The sequence below is a fragment of the Kitasatospora sp. NPDC004745 genome, from assembly GCF_042873275.1.
Lineage (GTDB): Bacteria > Actinomycetota > Actinomycetes > Streptomycetales > Streptomycetaceae > Kitasatospora.
Window position 1 is genome coordinate 22,052 of sequence record NZ_JBIALK010000026.1, and the last position, 22,225, is coordinate 44,276.

Sequence of the window (22,225 nt, forward strand, 5' to 3'; positions counted from 1 at the left end):
TTTCCGGGGGATGGGGGATCGTGCTTCGGCGAAGCGCAGGTAATATTTCACATGTCACGGGTCACGTGGAAGAGGGTCGGCGCAAGCGGAGGGGCGCCGCACCGTCGGTGCGACGCCCCTCCTGTCGGCGCGTCAGCGGGTGGTGTACTCCACCGTCACGCTCACCACCACGAGCACCCCGTACACCACCGCGAGGGTGTTGCGCCCGGCGCCGTGGAGCGCCAGCGCGGCCGAGCCGAGCACGGCCAGCTTGAGCACGATCTCCACGGCGAGCGGCTGCGGGAACCGCGGGCCGCCCGCGGCCAGGAACAGGCCCCACAGCCCGGCCGCGAGGGCGGGCGCGCCGATGCCCAGCAGCAGCCGGACGGCGAGCGTGGAGCCGGTCCTGAACCCCCAGTAGCAGAGCGCCGCCAGCATCGCGAGCTCCAGTCCGAACGCGAGCCCGCCGTTGACCACGGTCAGCGGCGTCCACTGCCGTCGGCCGATCGGTCCGGGTCTTTCGATCCTCATCCGTCCGCTCTCCCCGTCGTCGTCGCGCCGCCCGGGCCGGGCGGCGACCACGCGGAGTGTCGCAGCCCGGCCCGGCGAACTCAACGGTTCGGCCCGGGGAGCTCAACGGTTCGGCCCGGCGAGCTCAACGGTTCGGCCCGGGGAACGGCGCGGGAGGGCGGGTTCAGCCCAGGGAGGAGCGCAGGAAGGCCAGTTCGGCCAGCGCGACCTGTTCGTTCACCCCGCCCGGAGTCATGTGGGTGACGCCCGGCAGCGGCAGTACGGCGTGCGGGCGGCCCGCCCTGGTGAGGGCCTCCGACAGCAGCAGGGTGTGCGAGGGGTGGACGTTGTCGTCCGCCAGCCCGTGGATCAGCAGCAGCGGCCGGGTCAGCCCCGGGGCGTCGGTGACCAGGCAGTCGTCCGCGTAGCCCTCCGGGTTGTCCCGGGGCAGCGCCAGGTAGCGCTCGGTGTAGGCGGTGTCGTAGTGCCGGAAGTCGGTGGGCGGGGCGCCCGCGCAGGCCGCGTGGAACACGTCCGGGCGGCGCAGCACGGCGAGCGCCGCGAAGTAGCCGCCGTAGGACCAGCCGCGGACGCCGACCCGGTCGAGGTCCAGGTCGGGATGCCGCTCGGCGAGCGCGTGCAGGGCGTTCACCTGGTCGTCCAGGGCCACCCGGGAGAAGCGGCGGAAGATCGCCCGGGTGAACTCCGGCGAGACGAACGGGGTGCCGCGGTTGTCGGTGGTGACCACGGCGAAGCCCTGGTCGGCCCACCACTGGCGGAGCTGCCAGCGGCGCGGCTCGTTGGCCACGGCCTGGAAGCCGGGGCCGCCGTACACGTCCAGCAGGACCGGCAGCCGGCGGCCGGGGACGTGCCCGCGCGGGTACACCACGGCGGTGGGCAGGGCGAGTTCGGTGACCCGTGCGAGGCTCGGCCGGACCCGGAACGGCAGTGCGGCGGCGAGGTCGGTGAGCGGCAGCTCGGCGCCGTCCCCCTCCGTGCCGAAGCCCCGCAGCAGCCGGCGGCGGACGCCGTCCGCGTCTGCCGACGTGAGCAGCAGGGTGTCGGCCGCGGCCAGCGCCGAGTGCACGCCGCCGCCGGTGCTGACGGCCTCGGGCGCGCCGCCGTCCGGGTCGACCAGGTGGACGTGCTGGTCGGCCGGATCGCCGTGGCCGGTCTCGCAGAGCAGCCGGCCGCGCAGCCGGCCGACCACCCGGCGGACCTGCAGGCCGGTGGTGTCCAGCGGCTTGCCGTCCACGGCGAGTCCGCGGGCCTGCGGGGTGTCGTGGACGGTGAGCAGCCGGCCGTCGGCCAGCCGGGCGGGCGTGCCGGGCAGGTCGTCGACCCAGAACGCGTCGGTGGTGCGGGAGAGTTCGCGGACCGCGCCGGTGGTCGGGTCGGCGGTCAGCAGCAGGACGTTCTGCTGCAGCCGGTCGGCGACGGTGAGCAGGACCTCGTCGTCCGAGGCCCACTCGGCGGCGCAGAGGTACGGGTACGCCGCGGCGTCCCACTGCAGCCGGACCTTGCCGCGGTCGAGGCCGAGGACCCAGAGCTGGACGTCGGCGTTGGGGCCGCCGGCCAGCGGGTAGGCGAAGTCCTCGGCGGGCTCGCCGGGCCGGGACGGATCGGCGAAGTACCGCCGGGGGAGGGCGGATTCGTCGACCCGGGCGGCCAGCAGGGCGCCGCCGTCCGGGCGCCACCAGTGGCCGCGGGAGCGGCCGAGCTCCTCGGCGGCGGCGAACTCCGCGACGCCCCAGCGGGCACCGTCGGCGGGGGAGAGCGGCACGGGGTCCGGGGTGACGTACAGGGCGTCCTCGGCGACGTAGGCGACGCGCTCGCCGGTGGCGTCAGGCCGGGGGTCGAACGCGGGCCCGGCGACGGGGAGTTCGGTGCTGGTGCCGGTGGCGGTGTCGGTGCGGAACAGTCGGCCGTCCAGGACGAACACGGCGGTCGCGAGGTCGGCGGTGGCCGCGTACCCGCCGATGCCGGCGGCGACCAGCCGGGTGCGCTCGCGCAGCCTGCGTTCGACGGCGGGCAGGTCGTCGCGGTGGCCGGTGCGCCCGGGGGCGAGCGCGGCGGGGTCGGCGACCAGCCGTTCCGTGCCGGTGGCGGTGTCGAGCAGGTGGAGGCGGTCGACCGGGTCCTCGGGGCCGGTGGAGCGGAGCAGCAGCAGCCGGGTGCCGTCCTCGGCGAGGGTGAACGCGCGCGGGGCACCGAAGGTGAACCGGCCGGTTCGGGCGCTGCGGGACAGGAAAGGATCGGTGATGGTCACGGCCCGATGGTGGTCGCGGTGCCCGGGGCCGGACCAGTACTCTGTCATGTGAAATGTCACACATCACGACCTGGGAGGATGCCGTGATCGAGGACCTGTGGGCCGCCGAACCCCCGGCCCCGCTGCCCGCGGCCGACGGGCTGTTCAGCGTCTCGGCGGGCGCGGCGCACCTGAACCACGGCTCGTTCGGTGCGGTGCCCGTCCCGGTGCAGCGGGTGCAGGAGGAGCTGCGCACTGAGCACGAGCTCGACCCGGACGGCTTCTTCGCCGACCTGCCGGCCCGGATCGCGGCGGCCCGGATCCGGATCGCCGCCGACCTGGCGGCCGACCCGGACCGGCTCGCCCTGGTCTCCAACGTCACCGAGGCGGTCGCGATCGCCCTGGACACCGTCCCGCTCCGGCCCGGCGACCGGATCCTGGTCACCGACCACGGCTACGGCGCGGTGACCGGGGCGGCGGCCCGCCGGGCCGCCGAGACCGGCGCCGAACTGGTCGTGGCCGAGGTGCCGCTGGACGCCCCGGACGAGCGGGCCGTGCGGGAGGCCGTGCTCGCCGCCGTCGACGAGCGGGTCACCGTCGCCGTGCTCGACCAGCTCACCTCGCCGACCGCCCGGCTGGTGGCCGGTCCGGCCCTGCTCGCCGAGCTGCGCGCGCGCGGTGTCACCACCGTCGTGGACGGCGCCCACGCGCCCGGCATGCTGCCCGCCCCGGCCGACCCGCACGCCGACTTCTGGTTCGGCAACCTGCACAAGTGGGCCTTCGCCCCGCGCGCCACCGGGGTGCTCGCCGTGGCGCCGGACTGGACGGAGCGGGTGCGCCCGCTCGCCCTGTCCTGGGAGCACGACAAGGGCTTCCCCGGCAACGTCGAATGGCGCGGCACCTGCGACTACACACCGTGGCTGGCCGCCCCGGCCGGCTTCGACCTGCTGCGCTCGCTCGACGCCGCCGCGGTGGCCGCGCACAACACCGCGCTCGCCGCGTACGGCCAGCGGGTGCTCGCCGAGCGGGCCGGCCTGCCGCCGCTGCCCGGCACGCCCGGGGTGTGGATGCGGGCCGTCCGGCTGCCGGCCGGCCGCTGCGAGACGGAGCAGGAGGCGAAGGCGCTGATGGCCGAGGTGTGGCGGCGGCTGGCCACCCGGATCGCGGTGCGCCCGTGGGCCGGCGGCGGGGTGCTGCGGGTCAGTGCACAGCTGTACAACCGGCCGGGGGAGTACGAGCGGCTGGCCGAGGGGCTGGCCGGGCTGCTGAAGGGCTGAGCGGGCGGGGCGGGCCGGGCGGGCCGGGCCCCGTCGGGCCCGCGCCGCCGTCCGGCCTCCTACCCGGCGGCCTGCCCGGCACCCAACTGGGCTTCCCGGTCGGCACCCTGCTCGGTGCCCGGCCCGTCGGCCCGGTCGGCGCCGGCCCGCAGTTCGGCGAGCAGCAGGTTCTGGTCCGCGAGCAGCCCGGTGAGGATCCGCCGGGCCGCTCGCAGCAGGTCGGCCACGTCGCCGCCGGCCAGTGCGTACACCACGGTGCTGCCCTCCCGGGTGGCGGTGACGATGCCGGACCGGCGCAGCACCGCGAGCTGCTGGGAGAGGCTGGACGGTTCGACCGCCAGCTCGGCCAGCAGGTCGCGCACCGGTGTCGGGCCGGCCTGGAGCAGTTCCAGCACCCGGATCCGGACGGGATGGCCGAGCATCCGGAAGAACTCGGCCTTGGCCTGGTACAGCGCTACCGCCACGAGGCCCCCCTTCCCTGGTGTCGGCCCGCTCAGATCTCCAGCGCGACTTCGATCCGCTTGAGCTGGTGGCGGGCCATCGCCAGGTTGGAGCGGGTGCGGTTGAGGGCGAGGAACAGGAAGAGGCCGCGGCCGCTGGGCGTGGTGATCGGCCGGACCATGTGGTACTGGTTCGTGAGGCTGATCAGGATGTCCTCGATGTCGTTGTCGTGCAGGTTGAGCATCTCCATGGCCCGCATCTTGGCCCGGACCACGTCGGTGTTCCCGGCGGCGGCGACGTTGAGGTCGAGCTCCCCGCCGTCGCCGAGGCTGCCGAGCGCCATGCCGCTGCCGTAGTCGACCAGCGCGACGCCGATCGCGCCGTCGATCGCCATGGCCTCCTTGAGGGACGTCTCCAGGTTCGCCATCGTCGGTGTCCTCCCGTGAGTAGGTGGCGGTGAGCCCGCTGTGAGACCGAAGGTAAGCAGGACCGCTCGGGTTCCACCGCGAATGATCGGAGACGTTCGAAGCTGGTCGGACTCTGATCACTTGAAGACATTTGCAACTATGGATCTGAGAGAGATCTGATCTCGCAGCTCGGAAAAACGGTGCTATCGATGTCAGTGCCGCCGGGTAACCTCTCGCTGAGATGCGAGATCACACCAACCACACCCGGACGGCGATGAACACCCCTGAGCCCGAGCCCCACGACGACCGGGAGCTCAGCCCCGCCGAGGCGTACGCGGCCAGCCGCCGCCGGGCCAAGGAGCAGGCCTCCGCCCTCCACGGCTTCCGGCAGCTGTACGACTTCCCGCTGGACGACTTCCAGGTGGAGGCCTGCGAGGCGCTGGAGGCCGGCTCCGGCGTGCTGGTCGCCGCCCCCACCGGCTCGGGGAAGACCATCGTCGGCGAGTTCGCCGTCCACCTGGCCCTCCAGGCCGGCCGCAAGTGCTTCTACACCACGCCGATCAAGGCGCTGTCGAACCAGAAGTACGGTGACCTCGTCAAGCGCTACGGCGCCGCCAAGGTCGGCCTGCTCACCGGCGACAACACCGTCAACGGCGACGCCCCCGTGGTGGTCATGACCACCGAGGTGCTCCGCAACATGCTCTACGCGGGCTCCAGCACCCTCGACGGCCTCGGCTACGTCGTCATGGACGAGGTCCACTACCTCGCCGACCGCTTCCGCGGCGCCGTCTGGGAGGAGGTCATCATCCACCTCCCCGAGTCGGTCACCCTCGTCTCGCTCTCCGCGACCGTCTCCAACGCCGAGGAGTTCGGCGACTGGCTGGACACCGTCCGCGGCGGCACCAGGGTCATCGTCTCCGAGACCCGCCCGGTGCCGCTGTGGCAGCACGTGATGGCCGGGAACCGGATGTACGACCTGTTCGCCGACCCGGACCGCGACGGCCGCCCCAAGGCCGGCCCGCGCAACCCCGGCAAGCTGGTCAACCCCGAGCTCGTCCGGCTCGTCCGCTCCGAGCTCGACCGCAACCCGCGCGACCGCTTCGGCCGCGGCCGGGGCCGCAGCATGCCCAACGGGCGCCCCGGCCGGGTCTGGACCCCGGGCCGGGTGGACGTCATCGACCGGCTCGACGCCGAGGGCCTGCTCCCCGCGATCACCTTCATCTTCAGCCGGGCCGGCTGCGAGGCCGCCGTCCAGCAGTGCCTCAGCTCCGGCCTGCGGCTCAACAAGGACGGCGACCGCGCCAGGGTCCGGGCCATCGTCGAGGAGCGCTGCGCCGACATCCCCGACGAGGACCTGCACGTCCTCGGCTACTTCGAGTGGCTGGACGGCCTGGAGCGCGGCATCGCCGCCCACCACGCCGGGATGCTGCCGCGGTTCAAGGAGGTCGTCGAGGAGCTGTTCGTGAAGGGCCTGGTCAAGGCCGTCTTCGCGACCGAGACGCTGGCCCTCGGCATCAACATGCCCGCCCGCTCGGTGGTCATGGAGAAGCTCGTCAAGTGGAACGGCGAGACCCACGCCGACGTCACCCCCGGCGAGTACACCCAGCTCACCGGCCGGGCCGGGCGGCGCGGCATCGACATCGAGGGCCACGCCGTGGTGCTCTGGCAGCGCGGCCTCGACCCGGAGGCGCTGGCCGGGCTCGCCGGCACCCGCACCTACCCGCTCAAGTCCAGCTTCCGGCCCTCCTACAACATGGCCGTCAACCTGGTCTCCCAGTTCGGCCGGCACCGCTCGCGCGAACTGCTCGAGACCTCCTTCGCCCAGTTCCAGGCGGACCGCTCGGTGGTCGGCATCGCCCGCCAGGTCCAGCGCAACGAGGAGGGCCTGGACGGCTACCGGGCGTCGATGACCTGCCACCTCGGCGACTTCGACGCGTACATGGACCTGCGCCGCCGGCTCAAGGACCGCGAGAACGAGCTCGCCCGCGAGGGCAGCAGCCAGCGCCGCGCCGCCGCCGTCGAGTCCATCGAGCGGCTCAAGCCGGGCGACGTCATCCACGTCCCCACCGGCAAGTTCGCCGGTCTGGCGCTGGTCCTCGACCCGGGCCTGCCGCCGGTCGACCGCTCCGGCCGGGGCGGTTCGCGCCACCCCGACTTCCAGGACGGACCGCGCCCGGTGGTGCTCACTGCCGAGCGGCAGGTCAAGCGCCTCGCCATGATCGACTTCCCGCACCCCGTCGTCGCCGTCGAGCGGGTGCGCATCCCGAAGTCCTTCAACCCGCGCAGCCCGCAGTCCCGCCGGGACCTCGCCTCCGCGCTGCGCACCAAGGCCGGCCACCTGGAGCCCGAGCGGTTCCGCCGCGGCCGGGCCGCCGCCGCCGACGACCCGGAGATCACCCGGCTGCGCACCGAGCTGCGCCAGCACCCCTGCCACGGCTGCGACGAGCGCGAGGACCACGCCCGCTGGGCCGAGCGCTACCACCGGCTGCACCGGGACACCGAGCTGCTGGAGCGCCGGATGCGCTCCCGCACCCACACCATCGCCCGTACCTTCGACCGGGTCTGCGGACTGCTCGCCGACCTCGGCTACCTGCAGGGCGACGCCGTCACCGAGGACGGCAAGCGGCTCGGCCGGCTCTACGGCGAGCTCGACCTGCTCGCCTCCGAGTGCATCCGCGAGGGCGTCTGGAGCGGCCTGGCCGCCGCCGAGCTCGCCGCCTGCGCCTCCGCGCTCGTCTACGAGGCCCGGCAGGCCGACGACGCCGGCGCCCCCCGGGTGCCGGAGGGCGCCGCCAAGGAGGCGCTCGGCCAGATGGTCCGGATCTGGGGCCACCTCGACGCCCTGGAGGAGCAGCACCGGATCAACACCGCCGAGGGCGTCGGCCAGCGCGAGCCCGACCTCGGCTTCGCCTGGGCCGCCTACCGCTGGGCCCTCGGCCACAGCCTGGACCAGGTCCTGCGGGACGCCGACATGCCGGCCGGCGACTTCGTGCGCTGGACGAAGCAGCTGATCGACGTCCTCGGCCAGATCCAGGACGCGGCGGGCGAGGACGTCGAGCTCCGCAGGACGGCCCGCAAGGCCGTCGACGGCCTCCGCCGCGGCATCATCGCCTACTCCTCGGTGGGCTGAGCCGCACCGGGGAGCGCGAGGGGCCCGCACGGATCGCTCCGTGCGGGCCCCTCGCGTCCGCGTCGCGCGGTCAGCGGGCGGCCAGGGCCTCCAGGACGCGGTCCAGGGAGGTGCCGAGGCCCCAGCGGGTGGAGAGCTCCTCCAGGGTCATCGGGTCCAGCGGCTCGTGCGGGAGGGCCGGGTCGAAGGCGGGGAGCGGGGCGTCCTCGGCGACCCGGACCACCGTGGGGGCGACGTCGAGGTAGCCGGCGCCCTCGACGATGTTGCGGCGGCGGGCCGGGGTGAGCTTCGAGCCGACGTCGAGGGCGGCGGCCCGGATGGCGGCGAGGTCGCCGTACTCGTTGATCAGCTGGGCGGCGGTCTTCTCGCCGATGCCCTTGACGCCGGGCAGGCCGTCGGACGGATCCCCGCGCAGGGCCGCCATGTCGGCGTACTGCGCGCCCCGCACGCCGTACTTCCCCACCAGCAGGGCGTCGTCGGTGACCTGCAGGTTGCCCATCCCCTTGACGGGATAGAGCACGGTGATCCGCCGGGCGTCGTCGACCAGTTGGAAGAGGTCGCGGTCCCCGGTGACGATCTGCACCGGGCCCGTCGCGCGGGCGGTGAGGGTGCCGATCACGTCGTCGGCCTCGTAACCGGGGGAGCCGACCCGGGCGATGCCGAGCGCGTCCAGCACCTGCTCGATCACCGGGACCTGCGGGGCGAGGGTGTCCGGCACCTCCTCCTCGCCGTCCTGGGCCGCCTCGGCGACCCGGTGGGTCTTGTACGAGGGGACGAGGTCGACCCGCCACTGCGGGCGCCAGTCGGCGTCCATGCAGGCGACCAGCTGGTCGGGGCGGTGGTCGTGGACCAGCCGGGCGATGAAGTCCAGCAGGCCGCGGACGGCGTTGACCGGCTCACCCTGCGGGGAGCGCAGGGTGTCCGGTACGCCGAAGTAGGCCCGGAAGTACAGGCTGGCGGAGTCGAGCAGCATCAGTCGGGGTGCGGTCACGCGTCAGATCATGCCGTACGGGGGCGACGGCGGGCGGTCTTCAGTGCTCGTGCGGGCCGGCGCGGTGGACCGGGCCGTGCGCGTCCGCGCAGTGCTCGGCCGACAGCTCGCCCGGGGCGGCGATCTGCAGCAGCGCGCCCGCCTCGTCCTCGCCGACGTGGTCGACCTGGAGCGTGCTGTGGGTGATGCCGTACTCGTCGGCCAGCCGCCGCTGCAGGGCGCGTCGCACGGCGTGGCAGTCGCCGCCCGGGGTGACCAGGATGTGCGCCGACAGGGCCGGCTGGTTGGAGGTGATCTCCCAGATGTGCAGGTCGTGGATCTCCTCGACCAGCGGCTGGGCGACCATCCGGTCGGCGACGGTGTCCGGGTCGATCCCGGCCGGGGCGGCTTCCAGGAAGATCCGCCCGGAGTCCCGGACCAGGCCCACGCCGGCCTTGAGCATCAGCGCGACCACGATCAGCGAGGCGATCGCGTCGGCCCGGACGAAACCGGTGGTCAGCATGACCACACCGGCGATGGCGGTGGCGACGAACGCGTAGAGGTCGGTGAGCACGTGCTGGAAGGCGCCCTCGACGTTCAGCGAGCTGCGGTTTGCCTTGGACATGCACCAGGTGGCGGCCAGGTTGACCACGATCCCGACCAGCGCGGTGATCAGGACCAGGGAGCCGGTGACCTCCGGCGGTTCGAGCAGGCGGGTGATCGCCTCGTAGCCCAGCCAGGCCGAGAGCACCAGCAGGGTCACGCCGTTGGCCTGCGCGGAGAGGATCTCGGCCCGCTTGAGCCCGTAGGTGTAGCCGCCGCGGGCCGGACGGGCGGACAGCCGCATCGCGACCAGGGCGAGGACGATCGAGGCGGCGTCGGTGAGCATGTGCGCGGCGTCGGAGATCAGGGCCAGCGACTGCGCGGCGAAGCCCACCACGACCTCGCCGGCCATGAAGACGACGATCAGGGCGAGTGCGCTGATCAACCAGCGGCGGTCGGCGTCGGCGGCGACGGCGTGCGAGTGGCCGCCGTGGCCGTGGCCGTGACCGCCGTGGCCGTGGGAGTGCTTGTGGTCATGCGCATGATCGTCGAGGGAGTGCTCGTGCCCGGCCATCGAAGTCCTCTCTGGACGCACGGGTGGGAGGAGACGGGCCGCGATCGCCCCGCACCCGAAGTGAACCCCAGATCGGACAAAGATCCAAAGGTTGTACTGGTGACCGTTGTCGTTGCCGTTCAGGGTGCTCCACCGGGCGGGGGAACCGGCCGCTAGAGCAGCACCGCCGCGTCCAGGTGGGCCGCGGTCGCGGCCTGGACGAGGGCCTGCATCACCCGCAGGTCCTCGCCCTGTTCCGGGTGCCACTGGACACCCAGGGTGAACCCGGGGCCCTCCACCGCCTCCACCGTGCCGTCCGGTGCGTGCGCGCCGACCCGCAGGCCGTCGCCGAGCCGGTCGACGGCCTGGTGGTGGAAGGTCGGCACCTCCAACTCGCTCTCCGGCAGCAGCCCGCCGAGCAGCGTGCCGGGCACCGGCCGCACCAGGTGGGTGCCGTACCGGCCGGGCGTCCCCGCGTGGACGTCCACCGCCACGACGTCGGGCAGGTGCTGCACGAGCGTCCCGCCGCAGACCACGTTGAGCACCTGCATGCCGCGGCAGATCCCGAGCAGCGGCATCCCCGCGGCCAGGGCGGCCCGCAGCAGCGCGACCTCCCAGCGGTCGCGCTCGGGCGAGTCCACCTCGGTCCGCGGGTGGGCGGGTTGCCCGTAGTAGGCGGGGTCGACGTCGGGCCCGCCGGCGATGACCAGTGCGTCGAGCCGGGCCAGCACCTCGGGGGCGCGCTCGGGGGCGTCGGGCGGCAGGAGGACGGCGATCCCGCCGGAGTCCTGGACGAACGCGGTGTACCGCTCGGGCACGAGGGCCACCCGGCGGTCGCGCCAGTCGCTCCAACTCGCGCCGACCACGTAGGTGCTGACGCCGATGAAAGGCCTGCGATCCATGGCGGGCATTCTCCTCCCGCACCGTTCGTTCCCCCGTCAACCACGCGTATCGGCGCGCCACACCCGCCCGCCCTCTTCCGCGCCGTCCGCCGTAGGCCGTACGGTTCGCTGTGACCGTGTGATCTCGAAGCGTGATCGAGGAGGAGGGTTCCGTCATGTCCGAGAACGCCGCCGCGGGCGCTCCGGCCCGTCCGCCGCTGACCCTGGACGAACTGCGCACGCTGGTGGACACGGGCGAGGTGCACACCGTCGCGCTCGCCTTCACCGACATGCAGGGCCGGCTGCAGGGCAAACGGTTCGCCGCCCGCTTCTTCCTGGACGAGGTCGTGGAGCACGGCGCCGAGGCCTGCGACTACCTGCTGGCCGTGGACGTGGACCTGAACACCGTGGACGGCTACGCCTTCTCCTCCTGGGCCACCGGCTACGGCGACTTCGCGATGCGCCCCGACCTCGCCACCCTGCGGCTGACCCCCTGGCAGCCGGGCACCGCGCAGGTCACCGCCGACCTGGCCCGGCACGGCGGCCACGCGGTGGACGCGGCCCCGCGCCAGATGCTGCGCCGCCAGATCGCGCGGCTGGCCGAGTACGGGCTGGCGGCCGACATCGGCACCGAGTTGGAGTTCCTGGTGTTCCGGGACACCTACGAGCAGGCCTGGCTCGGCGGCTACCGCGGCCTGACGCCCGCGAACCTCTACAACGTGGACTACTCGATGCTGGGGACGGCCCGGGTCGAGCCGCTGCTGTCCCGGATCCGCACCGAGATGGCCGGCGCGGGCCTGGTGGTGGAGTCGGCGAAGGGCGAGTGCAACCTCGGCCAGCACGAGATCGCCTTCCGCTACGCGGACGCGCTGACCACCTGCGACCAGCACAGCGTCTACAAGACCGGCGCCAAGGAGATCGCGGCGCAGCAGGGCTGCGCGCTCACCTTCATGGCCAAGTACGACGAGCGCGAGGGCAACAGCTGCCACATCCACCTGTCGCTGCGCGACGCGGTCGGCGCGCCGGCCTTCGCGGACCGGGACGGCCGGATGACCGACACCATGCGGCACTTCCTGGCCGGCCAGTTGACGGCGCTGCGCGAGTTCAGCCTGCTGTACGCGCCGAACATCAACTCCTACAAGCGGTACCGGCCGGGCTCGTTCGCGCCGACGGCGGTGGCCTGGGGCCGGGACAACCGGACCTGCGCGTACCGGGTGGTGGGCCACGGCCCGGGCCTGCGGATGGAGAACCGGGTGCCGGGCGGCGACGTCAACCCGTACCTGGCGGTGGCGGGGATGATCGCGGCGGGCCTGGACGGGCTGCAGCGGAAGCTGGAGCTGCCGGCGCCGTGCCTGGGCAACGCCTACGCGGTGGAGGAGTACGCCCGGGTGCCCGGTTCGCTGCGCGAGGCGGCCCGGTTGTGGGCGCAGAGCGAACTGGCCCGGACGGCCTTCGGGGACGACGTGGTCGACCACTACCTGAACATGGCCAGGGTCGAGCAGAGCGCGTACGACGGCTCCGTCACCGACTGGGAGCGCTACCGGTCCTTCGAGCGCCTGTGAGGCGGGCCGGCGCGCGCCCGGCCGGGGACGTCGTCATCCAGAATGAGGAGTGGGAAGCCCGATGACCGAGAAGGACGCCGCGGTGTGCCGCCGGCTGGTCGGCCGGACCGCCGTGATCACCGGGGCGGGCAGCGGGATCGGCCTGGCGGCCGCCCGCCGGCTCGCCTCCGAGGGCGCGAAGGTGGTCTGCGCCGACCTGGACGAGGAGTCCGGCCGGGCGGCGGCCGAGGAGGTCGGCGGCCTGTTCGTGCACACCGACGTCACCGACCCGTCCATGGTGGAGGCGCTGTTCGACGAGGCGTACGAGACGTACGGGAGCGTCGACGTCGCCTTCAACAACGCGGGCGTCTCGCCGCCCGAGGACGACTCGATCCTGACCACCGGCCTGGACGCCTGGCGGAGGGTGCAGGAGGTCAACCTGACCTCGGTGTACCTGTGCTGCCGGGCGGTGCTGCCGTACATGCGCCGGCACGGGCGGGGCTCGATCATCAACACGGCCAGCTTCGTGGCGCGGATGGGGGCGGCGACCTCGCAGATCTCGTACACCGCCTCCAAGGGCGGGGTGCTGGCGATGTCCCGGGAGCTGGGCGTGCAGTTCGCGCGGGAGGGGATCCGGGTGAACGCGCTGTCGCCGGGGCCGGTGGACACCCCGCTGCTCCGGGAGCTGTTCGCGAAGGACCCGGAACGGGCCGCCCGCCGGCTGGTGCACATCCCGCTCGGCCGGTTCGCCCGGGCGGAGGAGATCGCCGCCGCGGTGGCCTTCCTCGCGAGTGACGACTCGTCGTTCATGACGGCGGGCGAGTTCCTGGTCGACGGCGGGATCTCGGGGGCGTACGTCACGCCGGTGTAGTCGCGGCGCGGAGGCCGGGCCGCTTCTCACCGTAATCTCATCGAAAACCGCCGGAATTCCCTGCATCGCTGATTTCGCGTTTATCCGCGTGCCTTTAGATTCGATGTCGTGAGCGAGCAGATTCCCGCCGGGTGGTACCCGGACCCGAAGGACACCGGCGGCGACCCGAGACCGCAGCGCTGGTGGGACGGCAGGGGCTGGACGGCCAGCACCCGGCCCGCACCCTCGGACGCCCCGGAGCCGGACGCCCCGGCCGCCGGGGCTCCGGGGCCGGAGGCCGCCGAGGAGCCCACGGTGCTGGAGGGCGAGGTGCTGGACAGCGGGCCGACCGTCCGTTACCCGGAACCGCCGCCCTTCGGCGCCGCGTACGGCACCGCCGTGCCGCTGCCCCCCAAGGCCCGCCGCCGCCCCTCCCGGCTGGTGATCGCGACGGCCGTCGCGGCGCTGCTGGGCCTGGGCGCCGGCTCGGGGATCACCTACCTGGCGATGGACGGCCACACCGGTGACCGCCCGCACCGCAGCGCCCGCCCGGCCGCGCCGTACGGCGAGAACGGCCCCTGGGGCGGCCTGCCCGGCCTCGGCGGCAACGGGCGCGGTGACAACGGCGGCGGCAGCAACGACGGCAGTGGCGGCAACGGCGGCGGGAACAACGGCAACAACGGCGGCGGCGGCAACGGCGGCCAGGGGAACGGCGGCCAGGGGAACGGCAACGGCCGGACCCGGCCCGGCGCGGGGAACGCGGTCGACCCCGTGAACCGGCTCAGCCTGCCGGTGCCCGCCGGCTGGCAGGCCGGTTACACCGACGACGGCTACGCCTCGATCATCATCGGCGCGTACAAGTGCGACGGCGGTACCGGCTCCTGCTCCCTCGGCGGGGTCACCACCGGCCGGATCGCCGGCGGCGGCACGGACGCCCAGGCGGCGGCCAAGGCCGACATCGAGAAGGCCGCCAAGGACGCGTACGGCGACATCACCGGCCACCAGGAGCTGAGGTCCGAGGCCGTGAAGGTCAGCGGCCGGGACGGCTACCTGGTCCGCTGGAAGGTGGACGCGCCCAAGGGCAACAACGGCTACGTGCAGACCGTCGTGTTCCCGTCCGCCGACGGCAAGGCGCTCATCTCCGTGCACTTCGGCTTCGACATCGCCGACAAGGCGCCGGACCCGGGCGTGATGGACACCATCGTCAGCGGCATCGCGGACTACCAGGGCAAGCTGCCCTCCCTGCCCGGCGGCGGCATCCCCGGGATGCCCGGTTCCGGCGGGGCCGGGGGCCCGGGCGGCACCGGGGGCACCACCACCTGAGCCACCCGCTCCTCACCCGGCGGGGGGGGGGGGGCGGCGCGGGGCCCCCCCCCCGGCCCGGGGGGGGGGGGGCGGGGGCGGCCGGGGGCGGGGGGGGCGGGGGGCCGGGGGGCCCCGGGGGCCCCCCCCCCCGCCCCCCCCCGCCCCCCCCCGGGGGGCGCCCCCCCGGGTGGGGGCGCGGGGGGGGCCGCCGTGGTCGTTCCGCGGGCCGGGCGGGCGGCGCTCCGCAGGGCGGTGCCGCATGACGGAACCGGACCGGACGGGGGATTGGCCGGTCCGGCTCCGTGTCCGGCGTCAGGAGTCGCGTCGAACAGCCTCGACGCGACGGCGCCGGAGCACCATGCCGGCCCAGCCGACGCCGATCGCGGCGGCGCCGGCCAGCAGCAGCGGACCGGTGGCCGAGGTGCCGACGGCCGCCGAGGCGGTCGGGATCACCGCGCCCGCGGGGGAGTTCGGGTCCCCGCCGTGGCCGTGGTGGGCGACCGTGGACCGGGGCGCGTCGGCCGCGATCTGGGCGTCGCTGGGCGCGGCCGGGGCCTGCGCGGCGAGCGCCGACACGGCCTGGGTGCCGGCCGCGGCGGTGGCGCCGAAGTCGACGTCGGAGCAGCTGTAGAACGCCTCCGGACTGTCGCTGCGCTGCCACACCGTGTAGAGCAGCTGGCGGCCGGTGCGCTGCGGCAGGGTGCCGGCGTAGCTGTAGTAGCCGTCGGTGGCGGTGCGGGTGACCTGCACCTGGGCGACCGGGGTCGGGTCGAGGTCCGACCACTTCAGCGGCTTGGTGGCGTCGTAGCCCGGCTTGGTGATGTAGACGGTCTGGGTGCCGAGGTGCGGCGCGGTGGTGCGGAACTGGAAGGTGAAGGCGCCGGCCTTGACCGGGGTGGCCGGCCAGTCGGTGCGCGGCCAGTCGAGGGCCTTGTACTTGTCGCGGTTGGCCGAGCAGAGCTTGCCGTCCGGGATCAGTGCCTGGTGGTTGCCGGCGGCGTTGGCGATGTTGACCTCGTTCCAGTCGTACAGCGGCTGGGTGCCGCTGGCGGCGACGAGGTCCTTGCAGACCTGGGAGACGGGGTGCTCGGGGCCTTCCGCGTAGCAGGCCGCGATCCGGCTGACCGGGTTGGTCATGGTGCCGTGGGCGCTGGCGGTGCCGGCGGTGGACACGGCCACCGAGAGGACCGCGGCGCCGACCACGCCCACGGACAGGGCGCTTCGCTTGATGGACATGGGGTGGGGACTCCTTGACCGTCGTTCCGGGCGGGTGTGGGGGAGCGGACACGCCTGCCCGTTCGGGGGCGCCGGCCCGGACGGCGGCCCCCGGCCAGAGCGTATGATTGGTCTGGACCAGCTGGCAATAGCCCTGCGTGTCACGCTTTCTGACGGACAGTACGGCCTGGAGCAGTGCAAAGGCCCGACGGATCACCCGGGTTAGGCGATCCATCGGGCCCGCTTAAGACTGCGGAAAGGTCAGCGCTCCAGCTTGTGGATGATGCCGGCCTGGATGACGCTCTCGTTGAAGGTCGAGCCCCCGCTGATCGTGTTGGTGATGTACGTCGCGCCGGGCTCCGGCGCCGGCGCCGGGCTGAACTCGTCAAGGATCGCGCGGAGTTCGGCGACCATGGCCGGATCGTCGGCCAGCAGCCGGCGCAGCTTCGGCTCCCACTCGCCCTGCGCGCTCCGGGCGGCGGCCTCGCCGTCCCCCTCCTGCGCCGCGACCAGGTCGGCCCGGGTCTCCTCCAGCGCCTCGGAGACCGACTCGGCCCGGCGGCCGAACATCGCGGCGACCCGCGGCCTGACCCGGTCCCAGGCCGAGGTGACCATGAGGCCCGCCAGCGCGGTCGCACCCCTCGTCGCAATCTCCGTGATCTCGGCGTCCATGCCGCTCCCCTCGTCGCTGCCCGCGGTGTCGCCACCACGGTAGAGCACGGAACTGACGCGCGGTCAGAGAAAGGCCTTCCCCTCGCCCCGGTAGGTGGGGACGGTCCGCACGACCCGGTCCCCCTCGATCAGGTGCAGCTCCGCGAAGCGCTCGCACAGCTCGCCCGCCTTGGCGTGCCGGAACCACACCCGGTCGCCGATCAGCAGGTCGTCGGCGGCCGCGCCGAGCAGCGGGGTCTGCACCTCGCCGGCGCCCTCCATCGGGTCGTAGCGCAGCCCGTGCGGCAGGTACGGCTCCGGGGAGCGGTCCTGGCCGGCCGCGCCGGAGGCCGGGTAGCCGCCGCCGAGCACCGTCACCACGCCGACCCCGGGCCGGCGCACCACGGGCTGGCCGAACAGCGCGGCCGGACGGCCCCGGAAGGAGCGGTAGTTGTCGAACAGCCGGGGCTGGTAGAGCCCGGAGCCGGCGGCCACCTCGGTGACGGCGCGCTCGGCCACCGTGGACTCCACGCTGCCGGTGCCGCCGCCGTTGACGAACTCCAGCTCGGCCACCCGCCGCAGCCGCCGCACCACCGCCGCGCGCCGTTCGGCGAGTTCGGCGCGGGAGCGGTCCTGCATCAGCCGGATCAGCCGGGAGCGCACCGGGCGCCCCGGCAGGCGGTCGCCCACCCCGGCGACGTGCCCCTCGTACGCCATCAGGCCGACCACCCGGAAACCCCGGCGCTGCTGGACGAGTTCGGCGAAGGCGCCGAGGTCCTCGGGGGTGCGCAGCGGGGAGCGCCGGGCGCCGACCCGCACGCGGCCGCCGAGCAGGTGGAGCGCGGTGTCCAGCTCCAGGCAGACCCGCACCTCGGCGTCGCCGCCGCGGGCCTTGTCGATCAGGTCCAGCTGGGCGGGGTCGTCGAGGACGACGGTGACCTCGCGGGCGAGCTCCGGGTCGGCGGTGAGTTCGGCGTAGCCGGACCGGTCGGCGGAGGGGTAGGCGAGCAGGACGTCGCGCACGCCGGTGCGGGCCAGCCAGAGCGACTCGTCGAGGGTGAAGCTCATCACCCCGGCGAAGCCGTCGAGGGCCAGTACCCGGTCCAGCAGGGCCCGGCAGCGCACCGACTTGCTGGCCACCCGGACCGGCTTGCCGGCGGCCCGGCGCACCAGGTCGGCGGCGTTGGCGTCGAAGGCCGCGAGGTCGACGACGGCCACCGGCCCGTCCAGGTGTGCGGTGGCCCGGTCGTACCGGAGGCGGTCGGAGACCGGGGCGGGGGCATCGAGGATGACCATGGGCGCAGGGTGCCACACCGCGCTACCGGTGGGTAGGCCCCGCGTGCAGGGAAATGGGGCCGCCCGGGTGCGGTGGCATAGGCTCGGACGGGTGGACCGCAAAGACTTCTCCAACCCGGCGTTCGTCGGCAAGAGCATCCCGAACCCCGGCTTCGGCGAGGACGACGGCACCGCCGACCCGGCCCTCGCCGACGCGCTGGCCCGCTGGTCGCAGGACCGCGCGGCGGAGCCCGCGGTGCTGGCGGCGCTGACCCCCACCCGGCTGATGGTCCCGATCGTCGCCCTGCTCGGCGAGGTCGAGGTCGACGAGCACGGGCACAAGCACGACAAGAGCAGCGACATGGCCGTCCCGGTGCTGGAGGCGCCCGACGGCCGCCGCGCGCTGCCGGCCTTCACCTCGCTGGAGACGATGGCCCGCTGGCGGGCCGACGCCCGGCCGGCGCCGGTGGCGGCCCCGCAGGCGGCGATGGTGGCCTTCTCCGAGCGCGCCGACACCCTGCTGGTCGACCCGGCCGGCCCGGTCCCCTACCGGCTGGAGGGGGCCCGGCTCCGGGCGCTGGCGGAGAACCGCCCCTACCTGCCGCCGGTGCGCGACCCCGAGGTGCGCGAGGCGGTGCGGGCGCTGCTGGCGGCCGAGCCGCAGGTGGTCACCGGGCTGCTGGCGGCCTCCGAGGGCTCGGACGGGGTGCTCGCGGTGGTCCTCGACGCGGCGCTGGACCAGGCGGGCGTGCAGGCGGCCGCGCAGCGCGTCGGCCGGGCGGTGGCCGGGGACCCGCTGCTGCGGGTGCGGCTCGACCGGGGCCTCGACCTGGCGGTGCTGCCGGCGACGGCGCAGCTGCCCGGCGAGCCGCTGTACCGGCGGTAGCGCACCCCGCGCCCCCGTGGACGGAACGGCGAGGACCCGCCCGCTCGGGTGAGCGGGCGGGTCCTCGGCCGGCGGCGTCAGGAGTAGACGGGCCCGGTGAACTTCTCGCCCGGGCCGGCGCCCGGCGCGTCCGGGACGAGCGAGGCCTCGCGGAAGGCCAGCTGCAGCGAGCGCAGGCCGTCCCGCAGCGGGGCCGCGTGGAAGTTGCTGATCTCCGGGGCGCCGGCGGTGACCAGCCCGGCCAGGGCGGTGATCAGCTTGCGCGCCTCGTCGAGGTCCTTGTCCTTCTCGCCGCCCTCGGCCAGGCCGCACTTGACCGCCGCGGCGCTCATCAGGTGCACGGCGACGGTGGTGATCACCTCGACGGCCGGGACCTCGGCGATGTCCCGGGTGAGGTCGTCGAAGCCGATCGCGTCGTCGTCCGCGCCGGGGGTCTGGGTGGGCTCGGTGCTCAAGGGGGGCTCGTTCCGTCGTGGCGTTTGTCCGTACCCCTGGAGCGTACAAGGGCCCGGATCGCGCCCCGGCGGGCAGTGCGGCGGGCGGTGCGGCGGGGCGGAATAGCGTTCGACTCCGCAGCGCTGTATGCTTCGAGACTGACCGGCCGGGATCCCTCAGGGGTGCCTGGCCAGCAAGTGGAGGCTCCACTCAGGAGGCCCGAGAGGGCAACCGCGAAAGTCTCCCACCTGATCGGCCTCGCGGTCGACGGGTCCCGGTCCGCGACGGGCGCCACGGCGCCGAGTCGCCGCAGCGCTCCTCACCAGGGCGCCGCCCCCGGTTGTGTGGAGCCCCGCTTGTACCGAGCGGGGCTTTTTTCGTGTCGCGGTGCACACGGTGCCGAAGGTACCGGGCAGCGCAGCACGAATGAAGCCCCGCCCAGTGGTCGAGTCCACTACGTGCGACCGCCGTCCGACGGCCGCATCGCAGAAGGTGCAACCGAGGAGGCCCCATCAGCACCGAGCCCCGCATCAACGACCGGATTCGCGTTCCGGAGGTGCGACTCGTCGGTCCCAGCGGCGAGCAGGTCGGCATCGTGCCGCTTGCGAAGGCGCTGGAGCTCGCGCAGGAGTACGACCTCGACCTGGTCGAGGTCGCGGCGACCGCCCGGCCGCCGGTGTGCAAGCTCATGGACTACGGCAAGTTCAAGTACGAGTCGGCCATGAAGGCCCGTGAGGCGCGCAAGAACCAGGCGCACACGGTCATCAAGGAGATGAAGCTCCGGCCGAAGATCGACCCGCACGACTATGACACCAAGAAGGGTCACGTCGTCCGGTTCCTCAAGCAGGGCGACAAGGTCAAGATCACGATCATGTTCCGTGGTCGTGAGCAGTCCCGCCCCGAGCTGGGCTTCCGTCTGCTGCAGCGGCTCGCCGACGACGTCCAGGAGCTGGGCTTCGTGGAGTCGTCGCCGAAGCAGGACGGCCGAAACATGATCATGGTTCTCGGCCCGCACAAGAAGAAGACCGAGGCCATGGCCGAGGCCCGCGCCCTCGCCGACGCCCGCAAGGCCGAGCGTCAGGGCCGCACCGTCGGCTCCGACGCCGCCCCCGCGGACGAGGACGACGTGGCGGCGGCCGACGAGGCCGTGACCGAGGCGCAGGACGCCCCGGCCGAGGCGCCGGCCGCCGAGGCCGACGCTCCGGTCGAGCAGCCGGCCGCCCCCCAGGGCGCCTGAGCCCCAGGGCCCAGGCAGTCCGGGGGTCGGCCCCCAGGGTGACGGGGCGTCCCGCCCGGTCACGCAGATCCATCCAGTTCACGCCCGCGTGGTGCAGGCCGCGCGGGCGTGAACGGGACCGACGAGGAGATACGGCGAAATGCCGAAGCAGAAGACGCACAGTGGCGCCAGCAAGCGCTTCAAGATCAGTGGCTCTGGCAAGGTGCTGCGCGAGCGCGCCGGCCGCCGCCACCTCCTGGAGCGCAAGCCCTCGACGCTGACCCGCAAGCTGGCCGGGACGATCGAGATGGCCCCCGCTGACGCCAAGAAGATCAAGAAGCTTCTCGGCAAGTGATCGCCCTCCCGCCCGGCGCGAGCCGTGAGCGGGGCAGCTGATCCTTCCCGACCCATTCGAATGACGGACCACGTGAAGTAGTCCGTGGTCCTACCCAAGGAGTAATCAAGTGGCACGCGTCAAGCGGGCAGTGAACGCCCACAAGAAGCGCCGGGTCATCCTGGAGCGCGCCAGCGGCTACCGGGGCCAGCGCTCGCGCCTGTACCGCAAGGCCAAGGAGCAGGTCACCCACTCGCTGGTCTACAACTTCAACGACCGCAAGAAGCGCAAGGGCGACTTCCGTCAGCTGTGGATCCAGCGCATCAACGCTGCGGCCCGTGCCAACGGCATCACCTACAACCGCTTCGTGCAGGGCCTGAAGGCCGCCAGCGTCGAGATCGACCGCAAGATGCTGGCCGACCTGGCCGTCAACGACCCGGGTGCGTTCGCCTCCCTGGTCGAGGTGGCCCAGAAGGCGCTGCCGGCCGACGTGAACGCCCCCAAGGCCGCCGCCGACGCCGCCTGATCTCCCCGGATCAGTTGAGCTCCGACCGGACCCGCAGGCACTCCTGCGGGTCCGGTTCTGCATTCCCCGCCGCGTTCGCCCGGCGCGGACCCTCAGCGTCACCCGTCACAGAGAACGAGACCATGCCGAGCACCGAGACCCCCCTGCTCACCTCCCTGCGCTCGCCGCGCGTCGTCGCCGCCCGCCGGCTCGCCAAGCGGAACCAGCGCACCAAGGAGCGCCGGTTCCTGGCCGAGGGCCCGCAGGCCGTCCGGGAGGCCGTGGCCTTCGGCCGGCTGCCGGACTCGGCCGACCACGCCGTGGTCGAGGTGTACGTGACCCCGGAGGCCGCCGAGCGGCACGCCGGCATCGTCGAGGAGGCCCTGGCCGAGGGGCTGCCGGTGCTGACCGCCACCGACGAGGTGATCGCCGACATCTGCGACACGGTGACCCCGCAGGGCATCGTGGCGCTCTGCCGCTTCATCGACACGCCGTTCGCCGAGGTGCTCAGGGCCCGCCCGAAGCTGGTCGCCGTGCTCGCCCACGTCCGCGACCCCGGCAACGCGGGCACCGTGCTGCGCACCGCCGACGCGGCCGGCGCGGACGCCGTGGTGCTCACCGACGCCTCCGTGGACCTCTACAACCCCAAGGCCGTCCGGGCCTCCGTCGGCAGCCTGTTCCACCTGCCGGTGGCCGTCGGCGTGCCGATCGAGGAGGCCGTCGCGCAGCTGCGGGCGGCCGGCGTCCGGGTGCTCGCCGCGGACGGTGCGGGGGAGCGCGACCTCGACCAGGAGCTCGACGAGGGCACCCTGGGCGCGCCCGGCGCGTGGGTCTTCGGCAACGAGGCGTGGGGGCTCCCGGAGGAGACCCGCGCGCTCGCCGACGAGGTGGTCCGGGTGCCGATCCACGGGCACGCCGAGAGCCTCAACCTGGCCACCGCCGCGGCCGTCTGCCTGTACGCCTCGGCCCGGGCGCAGCGATCGCCCGGGGGCTGCCGCGCGAACGCCTGACCCGCGCGCCGGGGCGCCGTCCGCCGGACACGCCCCGCGACGCGCCCGGATCACCCCGTTGCA

General features: G+C 74.0%; 21 protein-coding genes. 10 read left to right on the forward strand and 11 right to left on the reverse strand.

What is annotated here, in order from left to right:
- Positions 1 to 132: 132 nt before the first annotated feature.
- Both ACFYUY_RS31860 and ACFYUY_RS31865 read right to left on the reverse strand, forming a co-directional pair.
- Positions 133 to 510 (reverse strand): YrdB family protein, encoded by a 378-nt coding sequence (locus ACFYUY_RS31860; RefSeq protein WP_360208692.1) that lies wholly within the window; start codon positions 508 to 510, stop codon positions 133 to 135.
- Between the two features lie 163 nt (positions 511 to 673).
- Positions 674 to 2,758: a prolyl oligopeptidase family serine peptidase gene (locus tag ACFYUY_RS31865; RefSeq protein ID WP_387905827.1), complete on the reverse strand. Its 2,085-nt coding sequence runs from the start codon at positions 2,756 to 2,758 to the stop codon at positions 674 to 676.
- Positions 2,759 to 2,811: 53 nt separating this feature from the next.
- Between ACFYUY_RS31865 and ACFYUY_RS31870 the strand changes: the two genes are divergently transcribed.
- On the forward strand, positions 2,812 to 4,014 hold the full coding sequence (locus ACFYUY_RS31870; RefSeq protein WP_387905829.1) for an aminotransferase class V-fold PLP-dependent enzyme: 1,203 nt from the start codon (positions 2,812 to 2,814) through the stop codon (positions 4,012 to 4,014).
- Positions 4,015 to 4,073: 59 nt separating this feature from the next.
- On the opposite strand, the gene ACFYUY_RS31875 is transcribed toward ACFYUY_RS31870, so the two are convergent.
- Positions 4,074 to 4,478 (reverse strand): metalloregulator ArsR/SmtB family transcription factor, encoded by a 405-nt coding sequence (locus ACFYUY_RS31875; RefSeq protein ID WP_360208701.1) that lies wholly within the window; start codon positions 4,476 to 4,478, stop codon positions 4,074 to 4,076.
- A gap of 29 nt (positions 4,479 to 4,507) precedes the next feature.
- Positions 4,508 to 4,882, reverse strand: coding sequence for a hypothetical protein (locus ACFYUY_RS31880; RefSeq protein ID WP_360208703.1), 375 nt, complete (start codon positions 4,880 to 4,882; stop codon positions 4,508 to 4,510).
- A gap of 254 nt (positions 4,883 to 5,136) precedes the next feature.
- Here ACFYUY_RS31880 and ACFYUY_RS31885 point away from each other — a divergent pair, with 254 nt between their 5' ends.
- Positions 5,137 to 7,992 (forward strand): DEAD/DEAH box helicase, encoded by a 2,856-nt coding sequence (locus ACFYUY_RS31885; protein WP_387905931.1) that lies wholly within the window; start codon positions 5,137 to 5,139, stop codon positions 7,990 to 7,992.
- A 70-nt stretch (positions 7,993 to 8,062) separates the two neighbouring features.
- On the opposite strand, the gene ACFYUY_RS31890 is transcribed toward ACFYUY_RS31885, so the two are convergent.
- From ACFYUY_RS31890 to ACFYUY_RS31900, 3 genes are all read right to left on the reverse strand, one after another.
- Positions 8,063 to 8,965: a 5'-3' exonuclease gene (locus ACFYUY_RS31890; protein WP_360208936.1), complete on the reverse strand. Its 903-nt coding sequence runs from the start codon at positions 8,963 to 8,965 to the stop codon at positions 8,063 to 8,065.
- A 58-nt stretch (positions 8,966 to 9,023) separates the two neighbouring features.
- Positions 9,024 to 10,079 carry a cation diffusion facilitator family transporter gene (locus ACFYUY_RS31895; RefSeq protein ID WP_387905832.1) on the reverse strand — a complete coding sequence of 352 codons (1,056 nt, stop codon included), beginning with the start codon at positions 10,077 to 10,079 and terminating at the stop codon, positions 9,024 to 9,026.
- Between the two features lie 152 nt (positions 10,080 to 10,231).
- Positions 10,232 to 10,960, reverse strand: a complete 729-nt coding sequence (locus tag ACFYUY_RS31900) for a gamma-glutamyl-gamma-aminobutyrate hydrolase family protein (protein ID WP_360208707.1) — start codon at positions 10,958 to 10,960, stop codon at positions 10,232 to 10,234.
- 155 nt (positions 10,961 to 11,115) lie between these two features.
- On the opposite strand from ACFYUY_RS31900, the gene ACFYUY_RS31905 reads away from it, so the two are divergent.
- The 3 genes from ACFYUY_RS31905 (at position 11,116) to ACFYUY_RS31915 (ending at position 14,653) form a co-directional block, all read left to right on the forward strand.
- Positions 11,116 to 12,501, forward strand: coding sequence for a glutamine synthetase family protein (locus ACFYUY_RS31905; RefSeq protein ID WP_387905835.1), 1,386 nt, complete (start codon positions 11,116 to 11,118; stop codon positions 12,499 to 12,501).
- Positions 12,502 to 12,562: 61 nt separating this feature from the next.
- Complete coding sequence (locus ACFYUY_RS31910; protein ID WP_387905837.1) at positions 12,563 to 13,351, forward strand: 3-oxoacyl-ACP reductase; 789 nt, start codon at positions 12,563 to 12,565, stop codon at positions 13,349 to 13,351.
- A gap of 108 nt (positions 13,352 to 13,459) precedes the next feature.
- Positions 13,460 to 14,653, forward strand: coding sequence for a DUF2510 domain-containing protein (locus tag ACFYUY_RS31915; protein WP_387905839.1), 1,194 nt, complete (start codon positions 13,460 to 13,462; stop codon positions 14,651 to 14,653).
- A gap of 294 nt (positions 14,654 to 14,947) precedes the next feature.
- Here the strand turns inward: ACFYUY_RS31915 and ACFYUY_RS31920 are convergent, their stop codons facing one another.
- The 3 genes from ACFYUY_RS31920 to ACFYUY_RS31930 form a co-directional block, all read right to left on the reverse strand.
- Positions 14,948 to 15,871, reverse strand: coding sequence for a lytic polysaccharide monooxygenase (locus ACFYUY_RS31920; RefSeq protein ID WP_387905841.1), 924 nt, complete (start codon positions 15,869 to 15,871; stop codon positions 14,948 to 14,950).
- 240 nt (positions 15,872 to 16,111) lie between these two features.
- Entirely contained in the window at positions 16,112 to 16,522 is a 411-nt protein-coding gene (locus ACFYUY_RS31925) for a hypothetical protein (RefSeq protein WP_387905844.1), read from the reverse strand.
- 63 nt (positions 16,523 to 16,585) lie between these two features.
- On the reverse strand, positions 16,586 to 17,797 hold the full coding sequence (locus ACFYUY_RS31930) for an alanine racemase (RefSeq protein WP_360208721.1): 1,212 nt from the start codon (positions 17,795 to 17,797) through the stop codon (positions 16,586 to 16,588).
- Between the two features lie 91 nt (positions 17,798 to 17,888).
- Here ACFYUY_RS31930 and ACFYUY_RS31935 point away from each other — a divergent pair, with 91 nt between their 5' ends.
- Positions 17,889 to 18,662 carry an SseB family protein gene (locus tag ACFYUY_RS31935; protein ID WP_360208724.1) on the forward strand — a complete coding sequence of 258 codons (774 nt, stop codon included), beginning with the start codon at positions 17,889 to 17,891 and terminating at the stop codon, positions 18,660 to 18,662.
- 77 nt (positions 18,663 to 18,739) lie between these two features.
- On the opposite strand, the gene ACFYUY_RS31940 is transcribed toward ACFYUY_RS31935, so the two are convergent.
- On the reverse strand, positions 18,740 to 19,117 hold the full coding sequence (locus ACFYUY_RS31940) for a DUF1844 domain-containing protein (RefSeq protein WP_360208727.1): 378 nt from the start codon (positions 19,115 to 19,117) through the stop codon (positions 18,740 to 18,742).
- Positions 19,118 to 19,608: 491 nt separating this feature from the next.
- Between ACFYUY_RS31940 and infC the strand changes: the two genes are divergently transcribed.
- The 4 genes from infC (at position 19,609) to ACFYUY_RS31960 (ending at position 22,162) form a co-directional block, all read left to right on the forward strand.
- On the forward strand, positions 19,609 to 20,334 hold the full coding sequence (infC, locus tag ACFYUY_RS31945) for a translation initiation factor IF-3 (RefSeq protein ID WP_360208938.1): 726 nt from the start codon (positions 19,609 to 19,611) through the stop codon (positions 20,332 to 20,334).
- 139 nt (positions 20,335 to 20,473) lie between these two features.
- Positions 20,474 to 20,668 (forward strand): 50S ribosomal protein L35, encoded by a 195-nt coding sequence (gene rpmI, locus ACFYUY_RS31950; RefSeq protein WP_360208729.1) that lies wholly within the window; start codon positions 20,474 to 20,476, stop codon positions 20,666 to 20,668.
- Between the two features lie 109 nt (positions 20,669 to 20,777).
- Positions 20,778 to 21,173 carry a 50S ribosomal protein L20 gene (gene rplT, locus ACFYUY_RS31955; protein WP_030055649.1) on the forward strand — a complete coding sequence of 132 codons (396 nt, stop codon included), beginning with the start codon at positions 20,778 to 20,780 and terminating at the stop codon, positions 21,171 to 21,173.
- Between the two features lie 122 nt (positions 21,174 to 21,295).
- Positions 21,296 to 22,162, forward strand: coding sequence for a TrmH family RNA methyltransferase (locus ACFYUY_RS31960; RefSeq protein ID WP_387905849.1), 867 nt, complete (start codon positions 21,296 to 21,298; stop codon positions 22,160 to 22,162).
- The last annotated feature ends 63 nt before the right edge of the window (positions 22,163 to 22,225 follow it).